Raw genomic sequence first — 24,835 nt, forward strand, 5'->3', positions numbered from 1 at the left:
CGAAATAAATTTTACATTTTTACTTGTAATTTCAATAATTACACCGGGAGATTCAGTCTAAAACCCAAACATTCTCAAAGGAGAAAATCACTCGTGAAAACGAAACTTTATCTGATCCCTAGCCTTCTGGTGCTTTTAACTTTCGGCAGCCTTCAAGCTGGAAATTTTAAATTAGATAACGCTCACACTGGCGTTGGCTTCAAGATCAAACACCTTACCATTTCTAACGTATCCGGAAGTTTTAAAGACTTCAGCGGAAAATTCGCTTATGACGAAGCTACCGGTACTCTTACTGATCTAGACGTAACTATCAAAGCTGCTTCCATTCACACTAACGATGAGAAAAGAGACGGACACTTGAAAGGAAAAGATTTCTTCAATGTAGACGATCATCCTTCTCTTACTTTCAAAGCTAAAAAAGCGACTGTGAAAAAAGGCGGAGTTTCTAAGATCCAAGGAGAATTAACTATCAAAGGAGTGACTAAACCAGTTACTTTAGAAGTTAAGTTCACAGGTTCTGCAAAAGACCCGTGGGGAAATACTCACCTAGGTTTCGAAGCAGAAACTAAAATCAAAAGAGCTGATTTTGATATCGCTTGGAACAAACCTTTAGAAAAAGGCGGACTTCTAATCGGAGAAGAAGTTTCTATCCGTATCGAAGGCGAAGCGCTTCCAGAATAATTTATATTCTCCTATCGGGGCTTTCGAAAGAAGGTCCCGATATTTCTAATCCTCTCTCATATTCTTTCCTTTCTTCTTTTTTTACGTAACCTTCTCCCACCAAGATCGAAATGAAAACGGATCGAATGATTTAAATTTGATCTCTATTAAATCACTGGAAAAACGAAAGTATGAACGAACTGACTAAAAGTATGATCATCGGAGCCGCTCTTACCGGCTTATTTGCTACCGGAGCGATTGCGGAAAAAAAAGAAGCAAAGGTAGAAGAACCGAAGGGAGAATGTTACGGAATCAATTCTTGTAAAGGCACTGGAGATTGTGGCGGAAAAGGACATAGCTGTGCCGGAAAAAACTCCTGCAAAGGAGAAGGTTGGATCTCCCTCACAAAAAAAGAATGTGAATCAAAGAAAGGGACATTTAAGAGCTAATACTCAGTATTAAACGATTTATCGTCATCCTCGAAAGGAACTCGGAAATAGCCCCCAATCCTTTCGGGGGATTTCCGGAAATTTCCAAAGATTCCAAAATACTTTTTCCTTGGGCTAAGTATTTACCAAAAGAAAATTCCCATTCTCCGATTTCAGAAACGAATAGGTCAGATCCTTTTTTCCCTAAGACCAAATATTGTTTTCTCTCTTCCAAAAATTGAGATAAATCTTCCGAGTTTTCCGTTTTCCAAAGATCGTAGACTGGATAAGAATATTCTAAAAATCGAACTGACTCATGAAAGATAATATTCATATCTTCTGTTTCTTTTTGCGGAAGTGAATTTTGCAGATGATCTTCCGAGTTCTTAGATAGATGAAATATTCTAAAAACATTAAGTTCAAATTCTGCTATTTCTGCCAATACCGGATGTTCTGAAAAATTTTCCTTTAGGAAGTTCGGGAAATCCACCCCATAATTAGATATATTATAGGAATTAGATGGATGATCTTCTATAAAGGCCTTTGCGGTCTCGAAAAAATCCTCGTCTCCTAGGATTTTCCAAACTGTTTCGTATTTTTCTCCCAAGGCTTCCGTAAATCTGGCGAGATAACCGTTTTGGTAGACTGCAATCGCGGAGTTAGCATCCAATTTTCCGCCGGGCAAGATCTGATCCGACAAAAGCGGACCTTCTTCTCTTTTTAAAAGAACGCTCGAAAAAATTTTTCTAAATTCTTCCGGTTTCATTTCGGCACAGATTCCAGAAGTGATTTTGCTTTGAGTGCTTCTTCTTCCATTTCCGGAAAACTTGGGATATCTTCGTCCCATTCCAATAGTATAGGAATTCCTTGGATCTTAGCGGCAAAAGAAGAGAATAGGTCCCAAACTTCTTTTGCAACCGGCCTGGAATGAGTATCGAATAAAAATTCTCCAGTATCAGTGTGACCGGCAAGATGGATCTGCCCCACATTCTCCCAAGGAATGGAATCCAAATACGTGTGTGCGGAAAATCCATGATTGATCGAATTCACATATATATTATTAATATCTAATAAAATCCCACAGCCGCTTTTTTGGGAAAGTTCCGAGATAAACTCCCACTCCGTCATTTCGCTCTGAGGGAAACTCAAATAGGTCGAAACATTCTCCAATAGGATCTTTCTGCCCAAGACCTCCTGGACCTGTAGAGCTCTTTCCACCGCAAATTTCAAGAATTCTTGAGTAAAAGGAAAAGGTAAAAGATCGTGCAGATAATTTCCGGATTGTTCAGTCCAGCAAAGATGATCCGAAACCAAGAACGGATCTATTCTTTGGATCAGTGCTTTCCATCGTTCTAGATATTTTTTATCGGGGAAAGTTCCGCCAAGTATAGATAAGGAAACTCCATGTAGTGCGACCGGAAAATTTTCGCGTATAAACTCCAACATTTCCAAGGGGCGACCTTGGGTATCCATATAATTTTCAGTAATCGCTTCGAACCAAGAAATTTTGACAGGTTCACCCTTTCTTAAATAAGGATAATGTTCTTTTCTAAGCCCTACTCCGATAGAAGACATATATTCTCCGATGTAACCTATTTCGATTCGATCCGAAGAAGGATACATGAACAAGTCGTATTTTTTACCGATCGTATTTTTACTTCTCTGGGACTGTTCCGGAAGACAACTAGCGGATCCTGTTTTCAAACAAGACGGAAAAGTCGCAATCAACGGTTATGATCCAGTCGCTTATTTTAAGGAATCCAAACCCAAAGAAGGAGATCCTAAATTCAGTTTTCGTTGGAAAGGAGCAGACTGGAGATTTTCTTCCGAAAAAAATTTGGAATCTTTTAAGAAGTCTCCAGAAAGTTTTGCTCCTCAATACGGAGGATATTGTGCTTATGCAATGAGAGATGGAGAAACTTATGAAACGGATCCTAAAGCTTGGAAAATTGTCTCCGGTAAATTATATCTGAACTATAACGAGAAGGTCCACGGTTTTTGGGAAAGAGATATACCGGGAAATATCGTAAAAGCTGATAACCAGTGGAAGGTTTTGCCTCTAATCCAAACAAATCCTTAATTAACGATTTTTCATTATTAAAAAATTATAAGAAGCGATGATCTTTTGTGTCATCTCCAGTCCGTCTTTGTTTACGTCCGGATGGTATTTTTTGATCATCTCTTTGTATTTATTTTTTAATTCCGTTTTTGTATATTCTTCCGAGAGTCCTAAAAATTCGCGATGTTCCCTTGTTTCCGCATCTTCATCCTCGTAAAACGATTTCGTAGAGAATTTTTTACGGAAATTGGATTTTTTCTTTTTAGTCTTTTCTCTTTCTTCTTCTCTGAATCTTCCGAAAATTTCGTAATATGCCCTATCTCTGTATTCGGAGGTAATTTGTCGGATAGGGAATAACTTGGTATTTAGGATTTGAAAGAAATAATTTCTTAAGAATACATCTGCTCCGTAATCTCCTGAAAAACCTTTTCTTTCCAGGAATTCGGTGATCCCATTATCCACTAATCTTTGTACATCGAATTTATCGTCGAAGTAGGAATCAAATGCGTCTTCAAATTTTTTGGTAGAAGATATGAGTAAGAGTAGAAGTTCCTTATCCAGATCATGCCTTTCCAATTTAGAAAGAACGATCTCTTTCAAATAAGCACGGAATTCATCCAGATAAGTGTCGTCGAAATACACTCCACCTTTTGCGAATTCGTAAGCGAGGCCTTCGATTTTTAGGACCTTCTCCAGTAATAAAATGAGAAGATCCGCGTTGTCCTGGGTAAATCCTTGGGAACCTTTGGAAGAATATTCTCTTTCTCCTCGGAGAGTATATAGAAGTTTAAAATAATCCTCTCGTCGGATCTCCAAAATTTCGATCAATTTTTCGGAGGAAATAAACCACTCACAATCATTACTCCCAGACTGTAATTCAAAGATTACGTCCTCTAAGGACGATTTGACCTGATCGAAACTACGGGCGTTCAAAGCAAGAACCTATACTTTAGACCCTCTGCCCGTAACCGAGTTTGTCTATTCATTTTCCCGAGAAAAAAGATTTGATCCGGGCCGCATAAAACGAGATTTTTCCCACATGTTACCCCTTCTCGCGGTTTTTGGTTGTTTCACTCTTTATTTTTTAGGTTATAAGTTCTACTCCGGATTTTTATCCAAATCCATCTTTCAACTCAAAGACACTGTGGGTGATACCCCGGCTCATAAGTTCAATGACGGTGTGGATTATCTTCCCACAAAGCCAGCAGTTTTATTCGGACACCATTATGCTTCCATCGCAGGACTCGCTCCCATCTTAGGACCTGCAGTCGCAGTGATCTGGGGCTGGTTACCTGCAATGCTTTGGGTGGTATTTGGAGGAATTTTCATAGGCTGTGTCCATGATTTCGGAGCAATCGTAGTTTCAGTCCGCAACCAAGGTAAATCGATCGGACAAGTTGCTCAGGATCTTTTAGGACCAAGAGCGAGAAGTTTATTTCATGCGATCATTTTTTTCTTAGTAGCATTGGCAATGGGTGTGTTCGTGATCGTTCTCGCAGAAATGTTCTCTGCGGATCCTAAATTAAAACAAGCACCCGTTACGCCTGTTCCACAAATTGAGCAAACACAAACTACTCCGAGCATAAAAGACCATGCGCATCCTTCGGATATTAGAGTCGAAACTCCTTCTTCTCCTATTAAGCTCAGAAGCCATTTTCCGGAAGCTGTAATTCCTACTGCAGGAATCATGGTGTTTGCCGTTTTAGTAGGTTGGCTTCATTATAAAAAAGGAATGAAGCTCGGACCTCTTACATTCGCTTCCGTAGCACTCACTTTGATAGTAATGGCACTCGGAATGAATGAATCCATTCTCAGCTGGACTGGTCTGAATGATATAGATAAATCTCCCGGGGTACCGATCTGGAAAATTATACTTCTTGCATATGCTTTTCTGGCTTCCGTAACTCCAGTTTGGCTACTTCTCCAAAGTAGAGACTATATCAATTCCTTCTTATTGTATTTAGGGATCATTGCTATCTATTTCGGTTTTGTTAAAGGAAGTATTTTCGGGGAATTTTCTTCCTTTAACGCTGAAGCAATCCGCACTGAAAAAGTGGATATGGATATTATTCCATTCGTGTTCATCACGATTGCCTGCGGAGCCGTTTCCGGTTTCCATGCTTTGGTAAGTTCAGGAACCACTGCAAAACAATTGGACAGGGAAATAGATGCAAGGGTAATAGGATACGGTGGAATGATAGGCGAGTCCCTTTTAGGTCTTACATCGGTTGTTGCCTGTACGATCGGATTCGCATCTGCAGGAGAATGGTCTTCGTTTTATAAATCCTGGTCCGGCATCCAAGGTTTAGCACCTTCTGTAGGAGCATATATCTACGGAACCGGAAGATTTATCTCTCAGTTAGGTTTTGACGAAGGTTTTGCTCAAGGTTTTATCGCACTTGTGGTAGTAAGTTTTGCTTTGACTTCTTTGGATTCAGCAACCAGATTATTAAGATATAATATAGAAGAGATCGCGGAAAGTTTCAATTCGGAAACGATCAAAAAAACTTTAGGGAATCGTTATGTTTCCAGTATTATCGCATGTGTTGCGATCGGATTTTTTGCATTCTTACAAATCGACCAAAACGGCAAAAAAACCACAGCGGGATTAGCACTTTGGAAACTGTTCGGGACCACAAATCAGCTACTTGCTGGACTTGCTTTACTTGTAATCACAATCTATCTATTGTATTCTAAGAAAAAGACCTGGATTAGTTTTATACCGATGATATTCGTATTAGGCGCTACACTCTGGGCAATGGTTATTAACTTCTACGATTTTATATTCTCCAAATCTCCTAGCTATTTACTCGCGACAGTTGGAGGAGTTTTGATTTTTCTAACCGTTTGGTTATTATTGGAAGCGATCCTGGCATGGAGAAGGTTTTCTAAAGCATGAAATTTTGCAGCGTTTGCGGTTCTGAAGTAGTCCAAAAAATTCCGGAAGGAGACAGTCTCACAAGATATGTTTGTGAAAACTGTGGGACCATACATTACCAAAATCCGAAGGTAATCGTTGGCACCATTCCTATCTGGGAAGGAAAAATACTACTCTGCAAACGTGCAATAGAACCTAGAAAGGGATACTGGACTCTGCCCGCCGGATTTTTAGAAAACAGAGAAACAGTGGAAGAAGGCGCCGCAAGAGAAACCTCGGAAGAAGCAAACGCTAAGATTGATATCGTTCGTCTTCATTCCGTGTACAGTATTCCTCATATCAGCCAAGTTTATATGTTCTTCTTAGCCAATTTAATCGATGGAATTTTTTCAGAAAGCCCCGAATCGGAAGAAGTAAAATTATTCACTCCCGAAGAAATACCTTGGGAAGAGATCGCATTTGCCTCGGTCACATTCGCATTAAAACGTTATACCGAAAAATCCGAGTCTTCTAATGCGGGAACTCATATGGGCTCGATCCGTAACAGAAAATTAGAGGATAAAACATAAGTGCATTTTTTCTCGGAAGGAATTTCCTAGTAGCATGTTCGGAAAATTTTTTCCTTTTTTAGGTATCCTGGGAGTTCTATTCTCTTCTTCGATTTCCGCAAATTCATTGATCAGTACTGAATCCGGCTCCTTCTCTCCGAACTGGGATGGCGTCTCCGATATTCTGAGATTCAAGATCCAAACTTCTTCTTTGCCAAAATTACAGGATTGGGAGCTAACGATCAGAAGTGCCTCAGGAGAAACCGTTCGAAAATTTGAGGCGGGAAAGATCCGCAAAAAAGGATTCACAATTTTTTCTGACGAAAACGAATTCGCATCAGAAGATATATATCTTCCTTCTATCCTGGAATGGGATGGGGAGAATGAGAACGGCACTCCAGTAGGTGACGGATACTATACTTATCAGTTATTTTTGCTGACCGCAAACAAAGAAAGGATACTCTCCGAAGAGTCTACATTCTATTTAGATGCAAGACCTCCAAAAGTAGAGGCAAATTGTAAAACCAAGTTATTATTAAGCGAAGACAGGAATTTATCTAAGGTCATCATACAACAAAAAACCTCCGGAGAATCCGCCGACATGTTCATCGGAGAATTTTTAGACTTCGAAGGTAGATCCTTAAAAGCTTATACTTGGAGAAATAGAGAAGTTCCTTACCAGCTCGTATGGGATGGAACCGATTCAAACGGCAGAATGGTACCTCCCGGTTTATATACATATAAACTCATAGGAAGAGATCCTGCTGGGAACGAATCCATAGATAAGATCGAAAATCTTACGGTCAAAAACGAGTCTTCCGGAGTAGATCTAAATGTAGAAGGAGATTTGTTTCCTTCCGACCCGAATAATCCTTTAAATCGTATTAAATTTAACTCATACGTTTCTTCTAAATTAAAATCCGATTCCTATGAATTGGAAATTTTTAAAAATGAAGCGAAAGAGGATAATATAGTCTTTTCCCAAAAATCATTGGGGGAACCTCCGACAGAACTGAACTGGGAACCGAAGAACAAAGAAAACAAACCTTTAGGTCCAGGAATATATTTCTATCGTCTAACGGTTTATAATAGATACGATAAGTATATAAGCATTCCTAAAAAATTCCAACTTTCGGATCAGAAGCCAAAATTCTCCTACGATGTTTCTCCAGGCGGATTTACACCTGATGGAGATTGGCAAAAAGATCTAGTCGAAATCCGTCTAAAATCCAAAGGACTTCCGATTGTGTCCTGGAAGATCAATATTATGGAGTCCTATTACGATGGGGACAAACAAGAAGAAAGGATCGTCCGTAGCTGGAATGGGACCGGGAACGGCCCGGACAAATTGATTTGGTACGGTTTAGACGATCAAGGAAGAAGGATAGGATCTCTTGCAGAACTTAGATTTGTTCTATCTTACAAAGACGTATTCGGCGGAGAAGAGGAATTAGAATTAGGGGATATCAAAACAGATATCTTAGTCGTAAAAGAAAAGGAAGGTTTTAGATTCTCCGTTCCAAATCGTATTTACGAGGACAAATGGTGGACATTACCTTCTAAACTAAAATCCGTCTTAAATAAATTCCCCGGATACAAGGCCGAGTTACAAATCCATACTTCTCATAGGGGAGACGACGAATATAATCTAAGAGCTTCCGAAGAGAAAGCGAAGAAGGTATTCCAATCTTTATTCGGAAAAGATTATGAATTCGGAAGATATAGATACAGGGGTTATGGGGAAACATTACCTTTGATCCCTGGGAACGGAGCTTATGAAGTGGACCGAAACGAAAGAGTGGATTTCTTCTTGAGCGTAGGAAAATAAAATGTGTACTTCTTTGATATATAGAGATCCGAGCAAAGGAATACTTGGAGTCGGGTTTAATAGAGACGAATCGATAAAAAGAAAACCTTCTCTTTTTCCTCAATTACTGGAATCAAATTCCGGAAAAGCAATCGCACCGATTGACGGAGAAGCAGGAGGCACTTGGATCGGAGTCACCCAAGCAGGAGAAATTGTCTGCTTAGTAAACTACTACGAAGCCACCTTAAAATTACTCCGCAATCCTGTAAGCAGAGGACTATTAGTTCGTTCCGTTCTTTTAGGAGAGAGAACTCCTGAGTCTTATACGAATTCAGAGTTGGAACAATATTATCCGTTCAAATTATTTAAGGTAAGCAAAGAGAAGACCGAAATTTTTATCTGGGACGGTAAAATTTACCAAACCGAAACTGACACGGAAACATTTGCAGTTTTCGGGAGTTCCTTCACACAAGGCCCGAAAGCCCAGGTTTCCAGAAGAGAAACCTTCAATAATAATTTTCGTCCATCTTCCCTTCCGAATGCCGCGGATTTTACGAACATAGCTAAGTCATTCTTATCTTCTCATCTACCGGAACAAGGCGCTCTATCGCCTTGTATGCATAGAAGGGACGCACATTCCGTCTCCAGAACGGTAATTGTTTTAGATGGATCTTCTGTTTATTTCTCTTATAAGAATTCTCAGCCTTGCGAAGAGGGTCCAGAAGAAGATTACAATTTCACTTTGACTGAATTTCGAACTTCTGCATGATTGTCGTATGGCGGGCACTAATTCCCTTTTCGACGATAAATACGAATACCGGGACCCTTCTCAACAGAAGAGGAAGAACGCTCGCGTCAAAATCACCATAGACGGTGATTTTATAGTCAAAGGTAAAACCCAAAGATTTCCAGTATTCATCGTTGATATAGGAACTGGAGGAGCAGGTCTCGAGACCCGCACTTCCGTTTTCGAAGGAGACAGGATTATCCTGTTTGGAAATATCAACGGCAAGAATATGGAACTCGAATCGGAAGTGATCCGAGTCTCCGGAAAAAAAGCAAACGTAATCTTCATCAGCCTTTCCGAAGAAGACAAAGATCTGATCCAAGACTTGATCCATAAAAAGTTCTTCGACAAAGACAAAAAGCCTCTATCCTGAAAAAAATCACCAACGCAGTCTGGGTCCTCTCTTTCATCAGTCTTTTCACTGATGTATCCAGCGAGATGTTGTATCCAATCATGCCTCTTTACTTAGAGAGCATTGGATTCTCTGTGGTTTTGATCGGAGTCTTAGAAGGATTTGCAGAAGCGATCGCAGGACTTAGCAAAGGATATTTTGGAAAACTTTCGGACCAAAACGGCAAGAGAGTTCCTTTCGTTCAGTTCGGATATTTATTAAGTGCAGTCTCAAAACCTATTATGGGATTTTTCACATTTCCTTTTTGGATCTTTTTATCCAGGACATTGGATCGATTGGGAAAAGGGATCAGAACAGGTGCAAGAGACGCATTACTTTCCGATGAAGCAACACCGGAAACCAAAGGTACGGTTTTCGGATTCCATCGTTCTATGGATACTTTGGGAGCAGTACTCGGGCCTACATTCGCTTTAATATTTTTACATTTTTATCCTCAAAATTATTCCGTTTTATTTTTTATATCGGCTATCCCAGGACTCTCCGCATTTCTGATCTCAGGTCTTTTAAGTGAAAAGAAAAAAGAAAAACTAGTAACAGAAGAGAAATCGAACTTTCTATCTCATTTTCTGTATTGGAAGAATGCACCAATTTCCTATAAAAAATTAGTAATAGGGCTTTTGGTCTTTGGACTAGTCAATAGTTCCGATCTTTTTCTTCTTTTGATGGTAAAAGCAAAAGGTTTAGAAGACTCTCAAGTGATTGGAATATACATATTTTATAATTTAGTGTATGCTTTATTTTCACTGCCGGCGGGAATTTTAGCGGATAAAATAGGACTCAAGCCCTCATTGGTTTTCGGCTTATTTGTATTTGCTTTTGTATACGGAGGAATGGCGTTTGCAGAAGACACAATTCACTTCTATTCCTTATTTTTTTTGTACGGGATCTACGCCGCTAGCACAGAAGGGATTTCCAAAGCATTAATCACAAATATTATCCCTAAAACGGATGCAGCTTCTGCGATAGGAACATTTGCAGGATTGAATAGTATTGCTGCCTTGATTGCAAGTAATCTTGGTGGGCTGATCTGGTTTTATTCGGGGCCTAAAAGTATGTTCCTTATTGCCGCTTTCGTTTCGATAACTGTTTCTTTTTATTTTATTCGTCTTTCACTTAAAAATTCCGAAAATTAGAAGGGGCTTATTCCCCTTCTAACTCTTCTAAGATCGGGCAATCCGGTCTATGATCTCCATGACAATGTTTTGCTAAATGAGTAAGAGTATCACACATGGATTGTAATTCCAAAATTTTAGCCTGCATTTCTTTTACATGAGTCATTGCAAGGGATTTGACCTGGGCACTTGCCCTAGATTTATTTTTCCAAAGTCCCAATAACTGTTTAATCTCAGGCAATGAAAATCCAAGACCTCTTGCTCTTTTGATAAATCTCAATGTATGAATATCTTTTTCTGAATACAGTCTATATCCTGAATCTGCACGAATTGGTTTAGAGACTAAACCAATGGATTCGTAATGCCTGACTAATTTTGGGTTTACCCCGGATAATTTAGCAACTTCTCCGATATTCATAAATTCATAACCTTCTAATAATTAGAAGGTTGGAAAATCTTATTTTTTTAAAAAAATAGGATTTTTTTTTGGATTTGGGTCTTGACCTTCCCACTATTGGAAGGTTGACAATAGTGTTATAGATCAAGGAGAATTAAAATGTACGAGATCAAATTATCGGGAATGACCTGCGATCATTGTGTGAGAACGGTATCTAAAACAATCCAATCTTTCGATTCAGAGTCTAAACCAGTGGTGGACCTAAACTCCCAGACTGCTCGTTTCGAAACCAAAAAGGATATCTCCTCTCTTCCCAAACTATTGGAAGAAGAAGGTTATCCAGTGGTTTCCATCAACCAGGAGTAAAAAAATGAACGCGGAAATTAGAGAAGAAGCCAAAACCTTCTCCCCTGAAGAAAAATCATCCGAGATCACTTTAGATCTTTTCGGAATGACCTGTGCCAATTGTGCAAGAAGGATAGAAATAGGATTAAACAAAGTCCCCGGCGTAGAAGAAGCTAGGGTCAATTTCGGAAGGGAAACTGCATTCGTAAGATTCAGCGAGTCTGTAAATTCTTCGGAATTATTTTCTAAAGTTGAGTCGCTAGGATATTCCGCAAAAGAGCATTCAGAGAATAATTATAAAGAAACGGAAGAACTACATAGAAAAGAAAGATCCAAATTAAGATTTAGATTTCTTATCTCTCTTCTATTCGCTTCCCCACTTTTCTATTCTATGGTGTCCCATTTTTCCTTTTTGGAATTCTTACCGAATCCGAAAGCCTTAATGCATCCTTGGATACAATTTGTATTGGCATTTCCAGTACAGTTCTGGATCGGATTTCCATTTTATAAAAGCGCATTCAGAGCGATCAAGAATGGAAGCGCAAACATGGACGTATTGGTTTCCTTAGGAACCTCCGCAGCATTCGGATATAGTTTTATACTTTCCATTTTGCAAGGTGTACAGCAAGGAGATCTGTTCTTCTCATCTTTCTGGGAAGAAGGCGCGCACATACATTCGCTTCCACCTTTATACTACGAAACATCCGCAGTATTACTTTGTTTTATACTCGCAGGAAAATGGATGGAAGCAGAGGCGAAAGGAAAAAGTTCTTCTGCAATCCAAACCTTACTGGAATTAAAATCTGAAACAGCTCGTATTAAAAAGGAAGAAGGTTGGTCTGAAATCCCCACTGAATACGTAAAAAAAGGGGATATCTTACAAGTCAGACCTGGAGAAAAATTTCCGGTAGATGCACTAGTCTTAGAAGGTTTTAGCTCCGTAGATGAATCCATGTTAACAGGAGAAAGTCTTCCGCTAGACAAAAAGAAAGACAGCCAAGTATTCGGCGGAACAGTCAACGGGAACGGAAATCTAATTGTACAAGCAACCTCCGTCGGCTCCGAAACGGTACTTGCATCCATTATCAAGACCGTCGAAGAAGCACAAAGCTCCAAGGCACCCATCCAGAAGATCGCGGATAAAATTTCCGCAGTATTTGTTCCTGCAGTGATCCTAATATCTTTGTTTAACTTTTTGTTATGGTTTTTCTTTTTAGAAGCAGGAGAATTAGGTTCCGCTCTTGAAAAATCAATCGCGATCTTAGTGATTGCCTGTCCTTGTGCATTAGGACTTGCTACTCCAATTTCAATCTTGGTCGGGACAGGAAAAGCAGCAAGCCTTGGGATTTTATTCAGAAACTCAGAAGTTTTAGAAACCACTGCTTCTCTAAATCTGATTGCATTTGATAAAACTGGAACAATCACCGAAGGAAATCCTTCCGTAACAGATTACAAATTTATAGGAGAAGAATCGGATCTACTCTCTTCTTCCGCATCCGTGGAATCTGCATCCTCTCATCCTTTAGGAAAGGCAATCGTTTCCTTTGTAAGATTAAAAGGCCACTCCGTTCTTTCTCCAGAAAATTTACAGACTGTTCCCGGACTTGGAATCACTGCTAAAGTAAACCAAAATAAAATTAAGATCGGAAAACTGGAATTTTTTGAAGATAAGGAAAGTTTACCTAAAGATTTATTAGAAGTTTCTAATTCTTGGGAGAAAGAAGGCAAAACAATAGTCTGGGCTAGATCAGAGAATGAGAAAAGTCCTACATGGATCATTTTCGCAATAGAAGATACAATCCGCCAAAATGCAAAATCTGCATTGGAGAAACTGGATTCTCTCGGAATTGAAACATTACTCTTAACCGGGGACCATGCTTCCGTAGCAGAAAATATCTCTTCTAAAGTCGGGATCAAAAATGTGTATGCTTCTCTTCTTCCAAAGGATAAAGCTGAGATACTTTCCAATCAGCAATCCAAAGGAAAAACGGTAGGGATGACCGGCGACGGTATCAATGACTCGCCTGCATTAGCTAAGGCGGATGTAGGATTTGCAATGGGCACAGGAACAGGAGTCGCAATCGAGACCGCAGGAGTAGTTTTGGTAAAAGGAGATCTGGAAAAAATTGCAGAAGCCATCCTAATCGCTAAGGCCACTACAGGAAATATCAGACAAAATTTTTTCTGGGCACTTGCTTATAACACTCTGGGGATCCCAATCGCAGCTGCAGGACTTTTAGCTCCTTGGATTGCAGGCGCTATGATGGCATTCAGCTCTGTTTCTGTGGTCCTAAATGCACTCCGACTTAAGAGAAAGGACATAAGACAAAAAATCGTTCAGTGAAATTTATCTTATAACGGGGTTCAATTTGGACCCCTCCTATTTCCGAAAATCCTAATATGGGATCGAAAAGATATCGAACATACATACTTCTTCTTTTCGCATTTATAGTCCTCCCTTTTGGACAGACAAAAGCTGACTTAGACAGTAATAGAGCTACTGCTCTAGTCCGAGTAGAAAGGGGGTTAAAACAAAACGAATTCCATCTAAAAGCGATTAACAGTACAATCTCTAATTACGGAACAGAAGAAGATAAAGCATTATTTCGTAGATGTTTACAACATCATATAGAGACATTCACCCTATACTTACAATTCGATCTTTCACACTCTTACGATGAGATGCGCCAAACCCAAAGATTATTGGTCATATTATATGGTAAGGCAGTAGAAGCTTCTGCCCTTAGCGTGAGAAGAGAATTGGATTTTTTATCCAAATATGCTCTAAGAACAAAAGATGCGGAAGCAAGGCATCATTTGGAAATGGGTTATAGGGAATATGGCGCCTCTAACCAGAAAAAAACAATCGCAGATAATACTAGGCCTTATCTACCTGGGATTAAAACCCAATACTTATACGAGGCTCTGAAATTATTAAAACAATCCAGAGAATACGTCATTCTTCTTTCTTTGAAATTTCTTTCCGACTTCGAACCGGATCTGCAAACCACAGAATTTGAAGAAATTTTTAATGAGATCAACCGCGCAATGTTCACCAAGGCGGACTATTATAATAGGATCCATTTCGATAATCATTTTCATATCTTCAATTCTCCGAACCTATACGAAGCCACTTGGGAGAATCCAGGCCTTCAAGAGTTGGAAAAAGCTTTGGGAGATATAGATCCGGCCAGTGATCGGGCGAGAAGAATGGCGAAACGCTCCGTTATCCCCTAAAAATTCAGGAAATTTCTTTCGTCCCCTTAAAACCAGGATTGACAGAGTATCCTCCGGAAGTTATCACCTTTCTTTGTGTCTGAACTAAGTTGTCCTAATTGCGGAGCCCCTGTCCCCATCATCAATAAGGCTTCCGTTTATGCGGTTTGCTCCAGTTGTAAAACTCTCTCTCTCAAAAAAGATGTAAATTTGGAAAAGATCGGCACCGCGGGAGAACTCGCAGACGATCATTCTATTATACAACTCGGGACCCAAGGGAATTATAACGGTACTCCTTTCAGAGTTATCGGAAGGATCCAACTTAAATTCGAGTTAGGCTTCTGGAACGAATGGCATCTCATGGAAGGAGATGGAAGTTCTGCCTGGTTAGGAGAAGCCCAAGGTTCCTATTATTATACAAAACTAAATGTTGGAGTTCAAACAGACAAGATCCCAACCTTAGAAGGCGAGGAAGACCCGATCGTAATCGCCTCCGGAAGAAGAGAAAGGATCACTCCGGGAGACAGTTTTTATTTAGGAGAAAACTGGACCCTAAAAGAGATCATGAAAGCTACCTGTATAGGTGGAGAAGGTGAACTCCCTATCGGATTCCAGACCGGATACGAAGCAGTCTTATTAGATCTTGCAAGCGAAGATGGAATGTTCGGAACCTTGGACTATTCGGAATCTCCTGCACTATTATTTTCCGGAAATTTTTCCGCATTAGAAGAATTAAACTTAACCGGGCTCAGGCAAGAAGAAGTAGCATATAACCAAACTCAGGTCCCTGCAAAGTCGATCGAATGTAAAGGTTGCGGAGCTTCTCTCAATCAATTTAGTCCCGATTTTTCCAAATCCTTGGCCTGCGAATATTGTGGTTCCGTAATGGATACTGAAAGTGATGATCTAAAAATCATCGCAAAGTTCGATCAAGTTTCCAGAGATAATGTACTTCTTCCTTTAGGAACTCCGATCAAGTTGCCTAATTTTCCCGAATCAAAAGTTATCGGAGTATTAAGAAAATCTACTGAAGTAGACGACGAGACTTATACCTGGACCGACTATCTTCTCCGATACAAAGGTGGATACGCTTGGCTGAATGAGAATGGGGATAACTGGACCTATTTCGAGCCACTTCCTGGAGTTCCAAAATGGGCGCCTGGATTAAAACGTGTTTTTCAGAAAAGATCTTATAAGTGGTTCGCTAATTCCGATGCCAATACTGATTTCGCATTGGGTGAATTCTACTGGAAAGTTTCCGCAGGGGAGAAGGCGCAGCTCGAAGATTTTATTTCTCCTCCTTATATGATCTCCTCTGAAAGAACCGATAAGGAACTTTTCTGGTCCAAAGGGGTATTTATTCCTTTTGATACGATGAAGTCTGCGATTCCTTTAGATACGGCTTCTAAATTAAGAAAACCTGAAATAGTCGGAGTATGCGAGCCGAATCCATTCAAGAACAGATTAAAACGAAATCTATGGACGGCAGTAGCTCTCACCGCAGTATTTTTTGTATTTCAAGTATACGGATGTATCAAGGCTAAAAACCAAGTAGTCTATCAGGGAAAATTCAAATACGTCCAAACCTCTGTGCCCAATACGGATATCGGGAGTGCTAATTTTAGAGATAATTCTTTCGTAACGGATGTATTCGAATTAAAAGGAGAATCAACTGAGAATGTGGAGATCCAGATCGAAGCTCCTAACTTGGACAATAAGTATCTATTCTTCTCGGCTGTTCTGATCAATGAAGACACGGATACAGCTTACGATACTTCTATCGAAACTAGCTACTATCATGGAGTGGACGATGGAGAATCTTGGTCAGAAGGTTCCAAATCAGATTCTAAATCTTTGGCGGAGATCCCTCCAGGAAGATATTATCTTAGATTAGAAAGCCAATCCGATTTTCCTGTGGGCTGGGGTTCAGAATACAGTGTGAAGGTAATAAGAGATGTGATGAGCCCTGCTCCATTCTTCTTATTTTCTATTTTTCTATGGCTTCCTTTGATTTACACTTTTTTCAGAAGTTATTCTTTCGAATCCAAAAGAGTTTAAGGATTTATTATGTGGAATTTTTTAAAAGGTCTTGTTTATCCTCTGTTCGCAGCCTCATTAGGCCTCGGATTTTTTTCGGAATATAGAAAAGGTGGAGCCACCACTGATTTCGAAGAAGTGAACCAGGTCCCTAAAACTGTTAGACAAAACCCTGGGATCTATCGTTCTCATTACGCTTGGTTTACCAGAAATTTCCCAGGGGGAAAATAAACTGCAGAGAGCCTTATTAATCTCCGTCTTAATACTTTCTTCCTGCGGTTTAGTATACGAGCTATTAGCAGGCACTGTGGCGAGTTACTTGCTCGGAGAAACAGTCACTCAGTTTTCCTTAGTAATAGGAGTATATCTATTCTCTATGGGAATCGGAAGTTGGCTTTCCCGCTACCTAATAGAAGATTTAATCCCTAAATTCCTAGATGTAGAACTCGCATTAGGATTATTAGGTGGATTCAGCGCGGCAATCTTGTTCTTAAGTTTCGGACAGACCAGAATATTCCAAATTCCGCTCTTTAGTATCGTAGTAGCGGTTGGAACGCTGGTAGGAATGGAGATACCTCTACTTCTTCGTATCCTAAAGAATAAATTAGGATTTCGTGATATGGTCTCCAAGGTGCTTAGTTTGGATTACGCAGGAGCGCTTTTGGCCTCCTTGGCATTTCCGATCTTCTTCGCTCCTAAATTAGGAATGGTGAGAACTTCTTTCTTTTTCGGATTACTCAATGCAGGAACCGCATTATGGGGAACATTCGTTCTTCCTCTATCTGAAAAACATAAAAACCTATTGAGAGCAAAATCCGCTCTTGTATTGACCCTACTCGGATTGGGATTCGCATTTTCAGAGATGATCACCTATTACAGTGAAGAAAATCTTTTTTCGGATGAGATCATCTACTCCAAACAAACAAATTTCCAAAAAATTATAGTTACAAGATATAAAAGTGAACTTAGACTTTTTCTGAATGGGCATCTACAATTCAGTTCCAGAGACGAGTATAGATACCATGAAACATTGGCGCATCCTGCACTTCTATCTCACCCAAACCCGAAAAGAGTTTTGGTTTTAGGAGGAGGAGATGGCTTAGCAGTAAGAGAAATTTTAAAGTATCCAAGCATAGAATCGATCACCTTGGTAGACTTGGATCCTGAGATGACACGTATCTTTTCGGAACAACCAGTTCTTATGGAGATCAACGGATCTAGTTTAAAAAACCCTAAAGTAAAAGTCCAAAACGCAGACGCTTTTTTATGGTTAGAAGAATCCAACTCAGTATTCGACGTGGTGCTGATAGATTTTCCGGATCCAAGCAACTTCTCCATTGGAAAGCTATACAGCACTGCGTTTTATAGAAGTTTAAAAAGAAGGCTAAACGAATTTTCAGTCGTGGAGATACAGTCCACTTCTCCTTTATTCGCAAGAATGTCTTTCTGGTGTGTAGAAGCCACTCTCAAGGAATCCGGTTTTAATACCAGGGCCCTACATGTATATGTTCCTTCCTTCGGAGAATGGGGATTTGTTTTGGGATCTATAGGTAAATTAGGAGGATACAGAAAAGATCTTCCTTCAGGATTAAAATTCCTGAATGAAACTGAACTCAAATCTATTTCTGAATTTCCGCAGGATATGTCCAGAGTACCGACTGAACCGAATCGATTGGATAACCAAAGCCTTGTGCGTTATTACGACCAAGAATGGAATCGTATCTTAGATTAAAAAAATCCCGAACTTCTACCTTCTTTTAGGTTCCCAAAATTTCAAAGTAGTAATGATTTTTATAAACCAGGATTCTTTCTTTAAAAAAGGAAAGGACTTCCCTAAACTTATAAAGACTTAAAAGTATAGGAAAAGAGGACTTTCTTAGATGAACCGTAAACTTAAAAATATCTGCATCGTTTTATTATTCTTACTAGGTGTTTCTGCTTCCTACGCACAATCCGGAACCACAGAAACCACGTTACACGATTTCATGGAAGATTACACTAAACCAGCTTCTAAAAAAGCTAAGAAAGGTGATAAGGCAGCTCTCGAAAAGATCTTAAAAGAGGTTCCAAACTGGGCCTTAGACGAACAAAAGACAAAATGGAAAGAGATCACTGACCAAGCTCTTGCATCAGGAGATTTGGAATCATCCTGCAAAAACTGTCATAAAGAATACAAAAAAGAATATAAGAAGAGCTATAGAAAACGCCCGATCCAAGTTTCTAACGAGCTAATCAGCTTTTTGAAAAACTCGAAGTAATTTCCTTAATTCCACTCTCATCGGGGATCGGCAAATAATCTAAGACGAGAAATGTTAAATCGTCTTCGAAATGTTTTCTGTTTCCCGTAAAATTTCTTACGGTTGCAAACAAATCCTCACCAAGTTTCTCTCCAGGCGATTGCATATGATCGCTTAACAATTTATAAAATCTCTGGAATCCGAAAATTTCCCCACTTTTACTTCTGGCTTCCGTGATCCCGTCGGTATATACGATCAAACGATCTCCAGGTTTCATCTGGAACTCCACAACGGAGTTTTTTAGATTCGGGTCCATTCCCATGATCCAGCCAGGTAAAAATATTTCCTTGGTCTCTCCGGATTCTTTATCTATAGCAACAATAGGAGGATGCCCCGCATTTGAATAAGTCACTTTTCCGTTCGCAGGATCGATTATAAGATAAGCTGCGGTGATAAAATGTTTTCCGTACTTACCGCTTAAGGATCTATTAATACTTCTTAAAACTTCTGCAGGATCTTCATTCTTTCTAGATTCAATCGAGAATGCCAACTTCACCATCGAAGAAATGATCGCAGCAGGTACACCATGGCCTGAAACATCGGATAAAAAGATACCCAACTTGCCAGATTCCAAATATTGGAAATCGTAGAAGTCACCTCCCACGGAACTTGCAAATTCTCCCCTTACGGAAAGTTTCAGATTTTTCACTTCAGGTAAACGATCAGGAAGAATGGACTCTTGTAGCTCTCTCGCAATCTTAAGTTCTTGTTCTATTTCGGTTAACTTTAATTGGCTTTCGTAATTTTCCAATCGAGCCTGCAAAGAATCTTTCTCTAATGTTTTGATCCTATCCGCCAAAGCAAAAGAAAGTAGAGTCATCTCCACCAAAGAACCGAATTGAGCGGACCAATGAGTGAGTTCGGTATCCTGAATAATGGACAGGTTCCTAAGAGCAGTGATCAAAACAAAAAGGATCAGGACGGACCATGCCAATAGGAAATAACGTGCAGGACGATATCCCCTTCTCAGACGGATCGCAGCAGAATAGATCACTAAAACTGCAGCCAGGAAAGGATACCAGGAAACTGCCCAAATCATCGGCCCGTAGATGCTGGAGAATAATGAGGCAATAAATCCAAAAATAGCAATCGCCGATAATATTAAGAAAGCATAATTCTTCCAACCGGTCTCTCTTTCCATATGCAAGAAGGAGCGAGTAAATAAAAGAGAAAATGCAACGGATAAGAAAGCAAACCCTGTCAGATAATCGTTCCAAGAAGTAGCCGGAGCAGGGATCAGATACTGTGCGCCGACTCCTGTCACTGCCATCTGCCAAAGTCCATAGAACAATAAGTATAGAACGTAGAAGAAATAACTGGAATCCTTCACCACAAAGGCAAGAAATCCGTTATACACCAACATGATCCCAATCGCCCCGAAAAAAATCCCCAAGAATAGATTCTCCATTTGGATATGGGCAGCGAATTCTTTAGGTGCCCAGGCTTGAAAATTCAAAACTAGGGATCTTCTGGTAGAAGCGTGGATTAAAAATTCTTCCTGCTTATTTGGAGGAGTTTCAATTAAGAATGCAGGTTGGATATAGGACATCCTCATGTCCCTGGAAAGTTCAGACCATACTAATCCTTGGGGTCCCCGTACTCTTTTAAAAACAGTAAGGTTTTCCATTCCCGGGTTATTCAAAACTAAATACCAGGAGATCGTTCCTTCTTTAGGAGGAGCTTGTATCTTGAACTTTATTAAAAACTGATCATCAGTGAAACTGTAAGATAAACTGTCCTTATCCATTCTGGTCCAGTCACCAATTTCTAAGTCAGTAGGAGTTTTCACTTCTCCAGGACGGATCTTTCGGATAAATGTAAATTTGTTTATGGGAGTTCCAGACATGGAACCGGAGATCGGAAAAACAGGAACATCTTCCTGAGAGTATAGGGAACCTATACCTAGGATGAGGATCAGCAGAATGAAGCTGATATTCCGAATTTTTCGGAAAATATTCACCAAAAATCTCCCTAACCGGGAAGACTTTTCGCCCCGGCCAATTTACAAATATAATGAAACTGTTCTTCGCTAACCGGCTGGATGGAAAGTCTACCACCCGGCTGCAAAAGGACCATCCCTTTTAGTTGCCCGTGGGATCTTAATTCTTCTAGCGAAATTGGGCGAGAAAATTTTTCCTTAAATTTCACATCCACCATGAACCAGGTCGGTTTTTGTGGATCACTTTTTGGATCATAATACTTATGTTTCTTATCAAAAGCGAAATGATCCGGGTAACCTTCTTTGACTACTTCCGCAAGCCCTGCCACATGAGGAGGTTTACAACTGCTATGGTAGAATAGGATAAGATCCTTTTTTTTGATCTCATCCCTTAGGTAATTTCTCGCTCCGTAACCTCTGACTCCCTCCCAAGGCGCTGTTTTGCCGGGAGAAGAAGCCAAAGTATCTATGGAAAAAACGTCAGGCTCGGTTTTAAAAAGCCAGAATTTCATTCAATGCCGGCAGAATAAGCTGGTTTGTTAGGAATTTCTCCTGACTTTTCCTTTTTGTTAGAACGTTCAGTTTTCTTTTTAGTTTCTTCATGAGAAGGATGAACGATCGCCATCAACTCGTCGTGAGAAACTGTTTCTTTTGCAAGAAGAGCCTTCGCAAGATTTTCGAACTTGGTGGAGTTCTTACGGACTAGTTCCCTTCCCTTATCCAGGCAGGTCTGAACAATCCCTCTGATCTCTTTGTCGATCATTGCTGCAAATTCTTCGCTATAAGCCTTATTGCTCTGGCCCATATCCCTTCCTAAGAAAGGACTCTCATGGCCGCTTCCGTAATTGATTGTACCCAGTTTTTCGGACATTCCCCAATCACAGACCATTCTTCTTGCGATATTGGTAGCTTGTTGGATATCATTGCTGGAGCCAGTAGAAGTCATTTTGAACTTAAATTCTTCTGCGATGAACCCGCCCATGCAAACTACAATTTGATCCAGCCAATACGCTTTAGTATGAATATGTTTATCTTCTGTAGGAAGAGATTGAGTAAGACCTAATGCTCTTCCTCTCGGAATGATGGTTACCTTATGAACAGGTTCTGTATAAGCGAGAAGTGTTCCTAAGATCGCGTGGCCTGCTTCGTGATATGCAATCACTTCTTTTTCCTTTTCGGAAATGAAGAAGGATCTACGCTCAGGGCCCATCATCACTTTGTCGCGTGCCTCTTCTAATTCTTCTTGAGTTACACGTTTTTTATTCTTACGTGCTGCAAGTAAAGCAGCCTCATTGATCAAGTTAGAAAGATCCGCACCTGTAAATCCAGGGGTTCCTCTTGCGATTGAATTCAAAGAAATATCACTTGTTAAAGGAACTTTTCTGGAATGCACTTTTAGGATCTGTTCTCTTCCTACTAAGTCAGGAAGATCTACCATCACTTGGCGGTCGAAACGTCCCGGTCTAAGTAACGCAGGATCTAAAACGTCAGCACGGTTAGTAGCTGCCATTACGATCACACCTTCGTTCTTCTCGAAACCATCCATCTCAACGAGCATTTGGTTCAGGGTCTGCTCTCTTTCGTCATGACCACCGCCCCATCCGGCTCCTCTCAATCTTCCCACTGCATCGATCTCATCTATAAAGATGATACATGGAGAATTTTTCTTACCTTGTTCGAACAAGTCGCGAACACGAGAAGCTCCCACACCCACGAACATCTCTACGAAGTCGGAACCGGAGATACTGAAGAATGGTACTCCAGCTTCTCCCGCAACCGCTCTAGCGAGTAAAGTTTTACCAGTTCCCGGAGGACCTACTAAAAGAACTCCGGTTGGGATCCTTGCACCCATTGCTTGGAATTTTTTAGGGTCTTTTAAGAATTCTATAATTTCGACCAATTCGGTTTTGGCTTCTTCACATCCTGCAACGTCCGCAAAACTTACCTTAACCTTTGGATCCACAGTCATCTTAGCTTTAGATTTTCCGAAAGAGAAAGCCTTGTTGCCGGTAGACTGAACTTGGCGCATAATAAAAAAGTAAAATACGAAAATACCAATTACTGCGATCAGAAGGAAGGAACTCAACATTCCGAATCCGTGTCCGTTCTCAGAAGGAACTACTTCCAGATCAATATTCGTTTTTCTTAAAGAAGAAAGGAATTCTTTGTCGATAGGAGCGATCCTGGTCTCGAAACGAACAGGGGCTTTTGCTGCTCCTTCTTCAAATGGTTCGTAACAACCCTTGATCATATCACCTTCCATGACTAACTTGTCACAGCCGGGGAAATTGGAGTCTGTGGTCTTAACCAGTTTGCCTTTCGGTTTGGAAGAAGCATCCGGTTCTACCATGTTCATAAATTGAGAGAACGGTAATATTCTAGGTTTGCCCAGAGCAGTTTGGATCTGCGGAACGAGAAGTGCTAATCCTAAGATTACTAAGATAAAAAGTATAAGTAATCTAAGACCTTTATTATTGTTATTCATGTGTAACTCCCAAGCTCCGCCATCTCTTCGGAGCCACATTATTCCCGTAGTTAGACTAAAGGAAACAGGCATTGGACCTGCCGGAATCGTAAACCGGATACTATTTGGAAACCGTTTCTAATGAAAAGGTTCCCCATTAATCAGAGTCCCTTTTTTTCCGGAAAAGTAAAGGATTTTTACAATCTGTATTTTTCGATCACGTCTTCAATATCGCCCAAACTGATGGAACGAATTGCAGCTTCCGCGTCGTTGATAATCTGGATCAAACTTAAGTTTTCTAAAGGTTGGAAATCTTCCTTCAAAAATCCGTCCAGATTTGTGCCGTCAAATTGGTCGTTACCGATCCCGATACGGATGCGGATAAAGTTTGGAGAACGTAAGGATTGGATCACTGATTTGATCCCGGGATTTTCATTCCCGTTAGCTCCCTTATCCACTACAATTTTACCCAAGGGTAAGGTTAAATCTTCGTGGATTACAAGAATATCCTGTACCTGAATTTTCAGGAAGGAAGCTATGTACAGAACGGACTCTCCCGATAGATCACTGAAGGTCTGAGGTTTTAATAATACAACCTCTTCTCCTTCGAAATCGCCTCGCCCGATCAAAGACTTTTTCTTTTTAGTCTTGATCTCAACGTTTATATTATTGGCGATCACATCTAAAATTTTGAAGCCGATATTAGCTCGGTTATTATTGTATTTGTCTCCGGGATTACCCAGTCCGACGATTAGCTTCATACAATAACGTACTCCAATTTTTTAGATCTCGGGACGGGGAAATTATTTCCCTTTTTTAGCTCCGGCTTTTGCTCCCGGCTTCGCTCCAGCTGCTTCCTTAGCTTCTGCTCTTTCTTGAGCAAGTAAAGCTTTGGTTTTTAGAACTGCTGCAACGATCGGATCTCCGTTCACTAAAATTTCCCAACTTGCAGGAACTTTTAAGTTACTAACTTTGATAAAATCGCCTACATCTAGATCGGTTACATCTAGAACCAGAGTTTCGAGTAGATCCTCAGGAACAGTTTTCACACGGATCTCATGGATCAAATGGTCGAACTGACCACCCATCTTAGAACCTTTTGCAGTTCCCTCGGTGCGAATTCCGATCTTAGTAACGATCTTCTTACCAGGCTCAACTTTGTAGAAGTCTACGTGGCGAATTCTGTCGATTTCAGGAAAACGTTGCACTTCTTTAACGAAAACTTTTTGGATCCCTTCTCCCTCTACTTCCAACTCGATTAGAGTGGACTGACGGATTCCGGAATGAACTAGTTTTTCAAGTTCTTTCTCGTTTACAGAACCGGATGCGGCATTTCCGCCTCCGATAATGTTAATAGGAACTTGTCCAGCTTCACGAAGACGATTGTTTACGTTCTTGCCGGTTTCAGTTCTTTTTTTAACAGCTAATTTGTGGCTCATTGTCTTTACC

The 24,835-nt window shown here is 40.2% G+C and carries 25 protein-coding genes; 16 read left to right on the forward strand and 9 right to left on the reverse strand.

Features of this window, described 5'->3' with window-relative positions; genetic code table 11:
* The first annotated feature begins 93 nt into the window (after window positions 1-93).
* Together CH377_RS00820 and bufA2 are read left to right on the forward strand one after the other, a co-directional pair.
* Entirely contained in the window at window positions 94-681 is a 588-nt protein-coding gene (locus tag CH377_RS00820; RefSeq protein WP_100722773.1) for a YceI family protein, read from the forward strand.
* Window positions 682-851: 170 nt separating this feature from the next.
* Window positions 852-1,109, forward strand: coding sequence for a BufA2 family periplasmic bufferin-type metallophore (bufA2, locus tag CH377_RS00825; RefSeq protein ID WP_100721954.1), 258 nt, complete (start codon window positions 852-854; stop codon window positions 1,107-1,109).
* Here the strand turns inward: bufA2 and CH377_RS00830 are convergent.
* Together CH377_RS00830 and bufB are read right to left on the reverse strand one after the other, a co-directional pair.
* Window positions 1,099-1,854 (reverse strand): HvfC/BufC N-terminal domain-containing protein, encoded by a 756-nt coding sequence (locus CH377_RS00830; protein WP_100721955.1) that lies wholly within the window; start codon window positions 1,852-1,854, stop codon window positions 1,099-1,101. The two genes, bufA2 and CH377_RS00830, sit on opposite strands and share 11 nt — an antisense overlap.
* Entirely contained in the window at window positions 1,851-2,663 is an 813-nt protein-coding gene (gene bufB, locus CH377_RS00835) for an MNIO family bufferin maturase (RefSeq protein ID WP_100722774.1), read from the reverse strand. Before bufB ends, CH377_RS00830 begins: the two co-directional genes overlap by 4 nt.
* A 46-nt stretch (window positions 2,664-2,709) precedes the next feature.
* Here bufB and CH377_RS00840 point away from each other — a divergent pair, with 46 nt between their 5' ends.
* Window positions 2,710-3,168, forward strand: coding sequence for a YHS domain-containing (seleno)protein (locus CH377_RS00840; protein WP_100721956.1), 459 nt, complete (start codon window positions 2,710-2,712; stop codon window positions 3,166-3,168).
* On the opposite strand, the gene CH377_RS00845 is transcribed toward CH377_RS00840, so the two are convergent.
* The gene (locus tag CH377_RS00845; protein ID WP_100721957.1) at window positions 3,169-4,080 is read right to left on the reverse strand and encodes a DnaJ domain-containing protein; all 912 of its coding nucleotides are present in this window, start codon (window positions 4,078-4,080) and stop codon (window positions 3,169-3,171) included.
* Between the two features lie 106 nt (window positions 4,081-4,186).
* Between CH377_RS00845 and CH377_RS00850 the strand changes: the two genes are divergently transcribed.
* From CH377_RS00850 to CH377_RS00875, 6 genes are read left to right on the forward strand one after another with little or no spacing between them, the layout of a single operon-like run.
* On the forward strand, window positions 4,187-6,046 hold the full coding sequence (locus CH377_RS00850) for a carbon starvation CstA family protein (RefSeq protein WP_100721958.1): 1,860 nt from the start codon (window positions 4,187-4,189) through the stop codon (window positions 6,044-6,046).
* A complete protein-coding gene (locus CH377_RS00855) occupies window positions 6,043-6,594 on the forward strand; it encodes an NUDIX hydrolase (protein WP_100721959.1) in 552 nt (183 codons plus the stop codon). The genes CH377_RS00850 and CH377_RS00855 overlap by 4 nt, the downstream gene beginning before the upstream one ends.
* Window positions 6,595-6,628: 34 nt before the next feature.
* Entirely contained in the window at window positions 6,629-8,401 is a 1,773-nt protein-coding gene (gene lsa66, locus CH377_RS00860; protein WP_100721960.1) for a fibronectin-binding adhesin Lsa66, read from the forward strand.
* A gap of 1 nt (window position 8,402) precedes the next feature.
* On the forward strand, window positions 8,403-9,149 hold the full coding sequence (locus tag CH377_RS00865) for an NRDE family protein (RefSeq protein ID WP_100721961.1): 747 nt from the start codon (window positions 8,403-8,405) through the stop codon (window positions 9,147-9,149).
* A gap of 7 nt (window positions 9,150-9,156) precedes the next feature.
* The gene (locus tag CH377_RS00870) at window positions 9,157-9,540 is read left to right on the forward strand and encodes a PilZ domain-containing protein (RefSeq protein WP_100721962.1); all 384 of its coding nucleotides are present in this window, start codon (window positions 9,157-9,159) and stop codon (window positions 9,538-9,540) included.
* On the forward strand, window positions 9,537-10,712 hold the full coding sequence (locus tag CH377_RS00875; protein ID WP_100721963.1) for an MFS transporter: 1,176 nt from the start codon (window positions 9,537-9,539) through the stop codon (window positions 10,710-10,712). The genes CH377_RS00870 and CH377_RS00875 overlap by 4 nt, the downstream gene beginning before the upstream one ends.
* Window positions 10,713-10,719: 7 nt before the next feature.
* On the opposite strand, the gene cueR is transcribed toward CH377_RS00875, so the two are convergent.
* Window positions 10,720-11,109: a Cu(I)-responsive transcriptional regulator gene (gene cueR, locus CH377_RS00880; protein WP_100721964.1), complete on the reverse strand. Its 390-nt coding sequence runs from the start codon at window positions 11,107-11,109 to the stop codon at window positions 10,720-10,722.
* 138 nt (window positions 11,110-11,247) lie between these two features.
* On the opposite strand from cueR, the gene CH377_RS00885 reads away from it, so the two are divergent.
* The 7 genes from CH377_RS00885 to CH377_RS00915 all read left to right on the forward strand — a co-directional run bounded on the left by CH377_RS00885 (window position 11,248) and on the right by CH377_RS00915 (window position 18,944).
* Complete coding sequence (locus CH377_RS00885; protein ID WP_100721965.1) at window positions 11,248-11,454, forward strand: heavy-metal-associated domain-containing protein; 207 nt, start codon at window positions 11,248-11,250, stop codon at window positions 11,452-11,454.
* A gap of 4 nt (window positions 11,455-11,458) precedes the next feature.
* Window positions 11,459-13,777, forward strand: coding sequence for a heavy metal translocating P-type ATPase (locus CH377_RS00890; protein WP_100721966.1), 2,319 nt, complete (start codon window positions 11,459-11,461; stop codon window positions 13,775-13,777).
* 56 nt (window positions 13,778-13,833) lie between these two features.
* On the forward strand, window positions 13,834-14,670 hold the full coding sequence (locus tag CH377_RS00895; protein WP_100721967.1) for an adhesin OmpL37 family surface protein: 837 nt from the start codon (window positions 13,834-13,836) through the stop codon (window positions 14,668-14,670).
* A gap of 75 nt (window positions 14,671-14,745) precedes the next feature.
* Complete coding sequence (locus CH377_RS00900) at window positions 14,746-16,707, forward strand: DUF4178 domain-containing protein (protein ID WP_100721968.1); 1,962 nt, start codon at window positions 14,746-14,748, stop codon at window positions 16,705-16,707.
* 9 nt (window positions 16,708-16,716) lie between these two features.
* A complete protein-coding gene (locus CH377_RS00905; protein WP_100721969.1) occupies window positions 16,717-16,917 on the forward strand; it encodes a hypothetical protein in 201 nt (66 codons plus the stop codon).
* A 1-nt stretch (window position 16,918) separates the two neighbouring features.
* Entirely contained in the window at window positions 16,919-18,418 is a 1,500-nt protein-coding gene (locus CH377_RS00910) for a polyamine aminopropyltransferase (RefSeq protein ID WP_100721970.1), read from the forward strand.
* Between the two features lie 148 nt (window positions 18,419-18,566).
* The gene (locus tag CH377_RS00915) at window positions 18,567-18,944 is read left to right on the forward strand and encodes a hypothetical protein (protein ID WP_100721971.1); all 378 of its coding nucleotides are present in this window, start codon (window positions 18,567-18,569) and stop codon (window positions 18,942-18,944) included.
* Here the strand turns inward: CH377_RS00915 and CH377_RS00920 are convergent.
* From CH377_RS00920 to CH377_RS00940, 5 genes are all read right to left on the reverse strand, one after another.
* Window positions 18,919-20,943, reverse strand: a complete 2,025-nt coding sequence (locus CH377_RS00920; RefSeq protein ID WP_100721972.1) for a PP2C family protein-serine/threonine phosphatase — start codon at window positions 20,941-20,943, stop codon at window positions 18,919-18,921. The two genes, CH377_RS00915 and CH377_RS00920, sit on opposite strands and share 26 nt — an antisense overlap.
* A gap of 11 nt (window positions 20,944-20,954) precedes the next feature.
* Window positions 20,955-21,434, reverse strand: coding sequence for an EVE domain-containing protein (locus CH377_RS00925; protein ID WP_100721973.1), 480 nt, complete (start codon window positions 21,432-21,434; stop codon window positions 20,955-20,957).
* Window positions 21,431-23,407: an ATP-dependent zinc metalloprotease FtsH gene (ftsH, locus tag CH377_RS00930; protein ID WP_100722775.1), complete on the reverse strand. Its 1,977-nt coding sequence runs from the start codon at window positions 23,405-23,407 to the stop codon at window positions 21,431-21,433. Before ftsH ends, CH377_RS00925 begins: the two co-directional genes overlap by 4 nt.
* A gap of 176 nt (window positions 23,408-23,583) precedes the next feature.
* Window positions 23,584-24,147, reverse strand: coding sequence for an aminoacyl-tRNA hydrolase (pth, locus tag CH377_RS00935; RefSeq protein WP_086447991.1), 564 nt, complete (start codon window positions 24,145-24,147; stop codon window positions 23,584-23,586).
* 42 nt (window positions 24,148-24,189) lie between these two features.
* Window positions 24,190-24,825, reverse strand: a complete 636-nt coding sequence (locus CH377_RS00940) for a 50S ribosomal protein L25/general stress protein Ctc (protein ID WP_100721974.1) — start codon at window positions 24,823-24,825, stop codon at window positions 24,190-24,192.
* Window positions 24,826-24,835: the final 10 nt, after the last annotated feature.

The organism is Leptospira haakeii (assembly GCF_002812045.1).
Classification (GTDB): domain Bacteria; phylum Spirochaetota; class Leptospiria; order Leptospirales; family Leptospiraceae; genus Leptospira_B; species Leptospira_B haakeii.

What these genes read in the sequence shown, in the direction of transcription:
- bufA2 (WP_100721954.1), top strand. Translation starts at nt 852, where the DNA reads ATGAACGAACTGACTAAAAGTATGATCATCGGAGCCGCTCTTACCGGC.
- CH377_RS00830 (WP_100721955.1), bottom strand. Translation starts at nt 1,854, where the DNA reads ATGAAACCGGAAGAATTTAGAAAAATTTTTTCGAGCGTTCTTTTAAAA.
- bufB (WP_100722774.1), bottom strand. Translation starts at nt 2,663, where the DNA reads ATGTCTTCTATCGGAGTAGGGCTTAGAAAAGAACATTATCCTTATTTA.
- CH377_RS00840 (WP_100721956.1), top strand. Translation starts at nt 2,710, where the DNA reads ATGAACAAGTCGTATTTTTTACCGATCGTATTTTTACTTCTCTGGGAC.
- CH377_RS00850 (WP_100721958.1), top strand. Translation starts at nt 4,187, where the DNA reads ATGTTACCCCTTCTCGCGGTTTTTGGTTGTTTCACTCTTTATTTTTTA.
- CH377_RS00855 (WP_100721959.1), top strand. Translation starts at nt 6,043, where the DNA reads ATGAAATTTTGCAGCGTTTGCGGTTCTGAAGTAGTCCAAAAAATTCCG.
- lsa66 (WP_100721960.1), top strand. Translation starts at nt 6,629, where the DNA reads ATGTTCGGAAAATTTTTTCCTTTTTTAGGTATCCTGGGAGTTCTATTC.
- CH377_RS00865 (WP_100721961.1), top strand. Translation starts at nt 8,403, where the DNA reads ATGTGTACTTCTTTGATATATAGAGATCCGAGCAAAGGAATACTTGGA.
- CH377_RS00870 (WP_100721962.1), top strand. Translation starts at nt 9,157, where the DNA reads ATGGCGGGCACTAATTCCCTTTTCGACGATAAATACGAATACCGGGAC.
- cueR (WP_100721964.1), bottom strand. Translation starts at nt 11,109, where the DNA reads ATGAATATCGGAGAAGTTGCTAAATTATCCGGGGTAAACCCAAAATTA.
- CH377_RS00885 (WP_100721965.1), top strand. Translation starts at nt 11,248, where the DNA reads ATGTACGAGATCAAATTATCGGGAATGACCTGCGATCATTGTGTGAGA.
- CH377_RS00890 (WP_100721966.1), top strand. Translation starts at nt 11,459, where the DNA reads ATGAACGCGGAAATTAGAGAAGAAGCCAAAACCTTCTCCCCTGAAGAA.
- CH377_RS00895 (WP_100721967.1), top strand. Translation starts at nt 13,834, where the DNA reads ATGGGATCGAAAAGATATCGAACATACATACTTCTTCTTTTCGCATTT.
- CH377_RS00905 (WP_100721969.1), top strand. Translation starts at nt 16,717, where the DNA reads ATGTGGAATTTTTTAAAAGGTCTTGTTTATCCTCTGTTCGCAGCCTCA.
- CH377_RS00915 (WP_100721971.1), top strand. Translation starts at nt 18,567, where the DNA reads ATGAACCGTAAACTTAAAAATATCTGCATCGTTTTATTATTCTTACTA.
- CH377_RS00925 (WP_100721973.1), bottom strand. Translation starts at nt 21,434, where the DNA reads ATGAAATTCTGGCTTTTTAAAACCGAGCCTGACGTTTTTTCCATAGAT.
- ftsH (WP_100722775.1), bottom strand. Translation starts at nt 23,407, where the DNA reads ATGAATAACAATAATAAAGGTCTTAGATTACTTATACTTTTTATCTTA.
- pth (WP_086447991.1), bottom strand. Translation starts at nt 24,147, where the DNA reads ATGAAGCTAATCGTCGGACTGGGTAATCCCGGAGACAAATACAATAAT.
- CH377_RS00940 (WP_100721974.1), bottom strand. Translation starts at nt 24,825, where the DNA reads ATGAGCCACAAATTAGCTGTTAAAAAAAGAACTGAAACCGGCAAGAAC.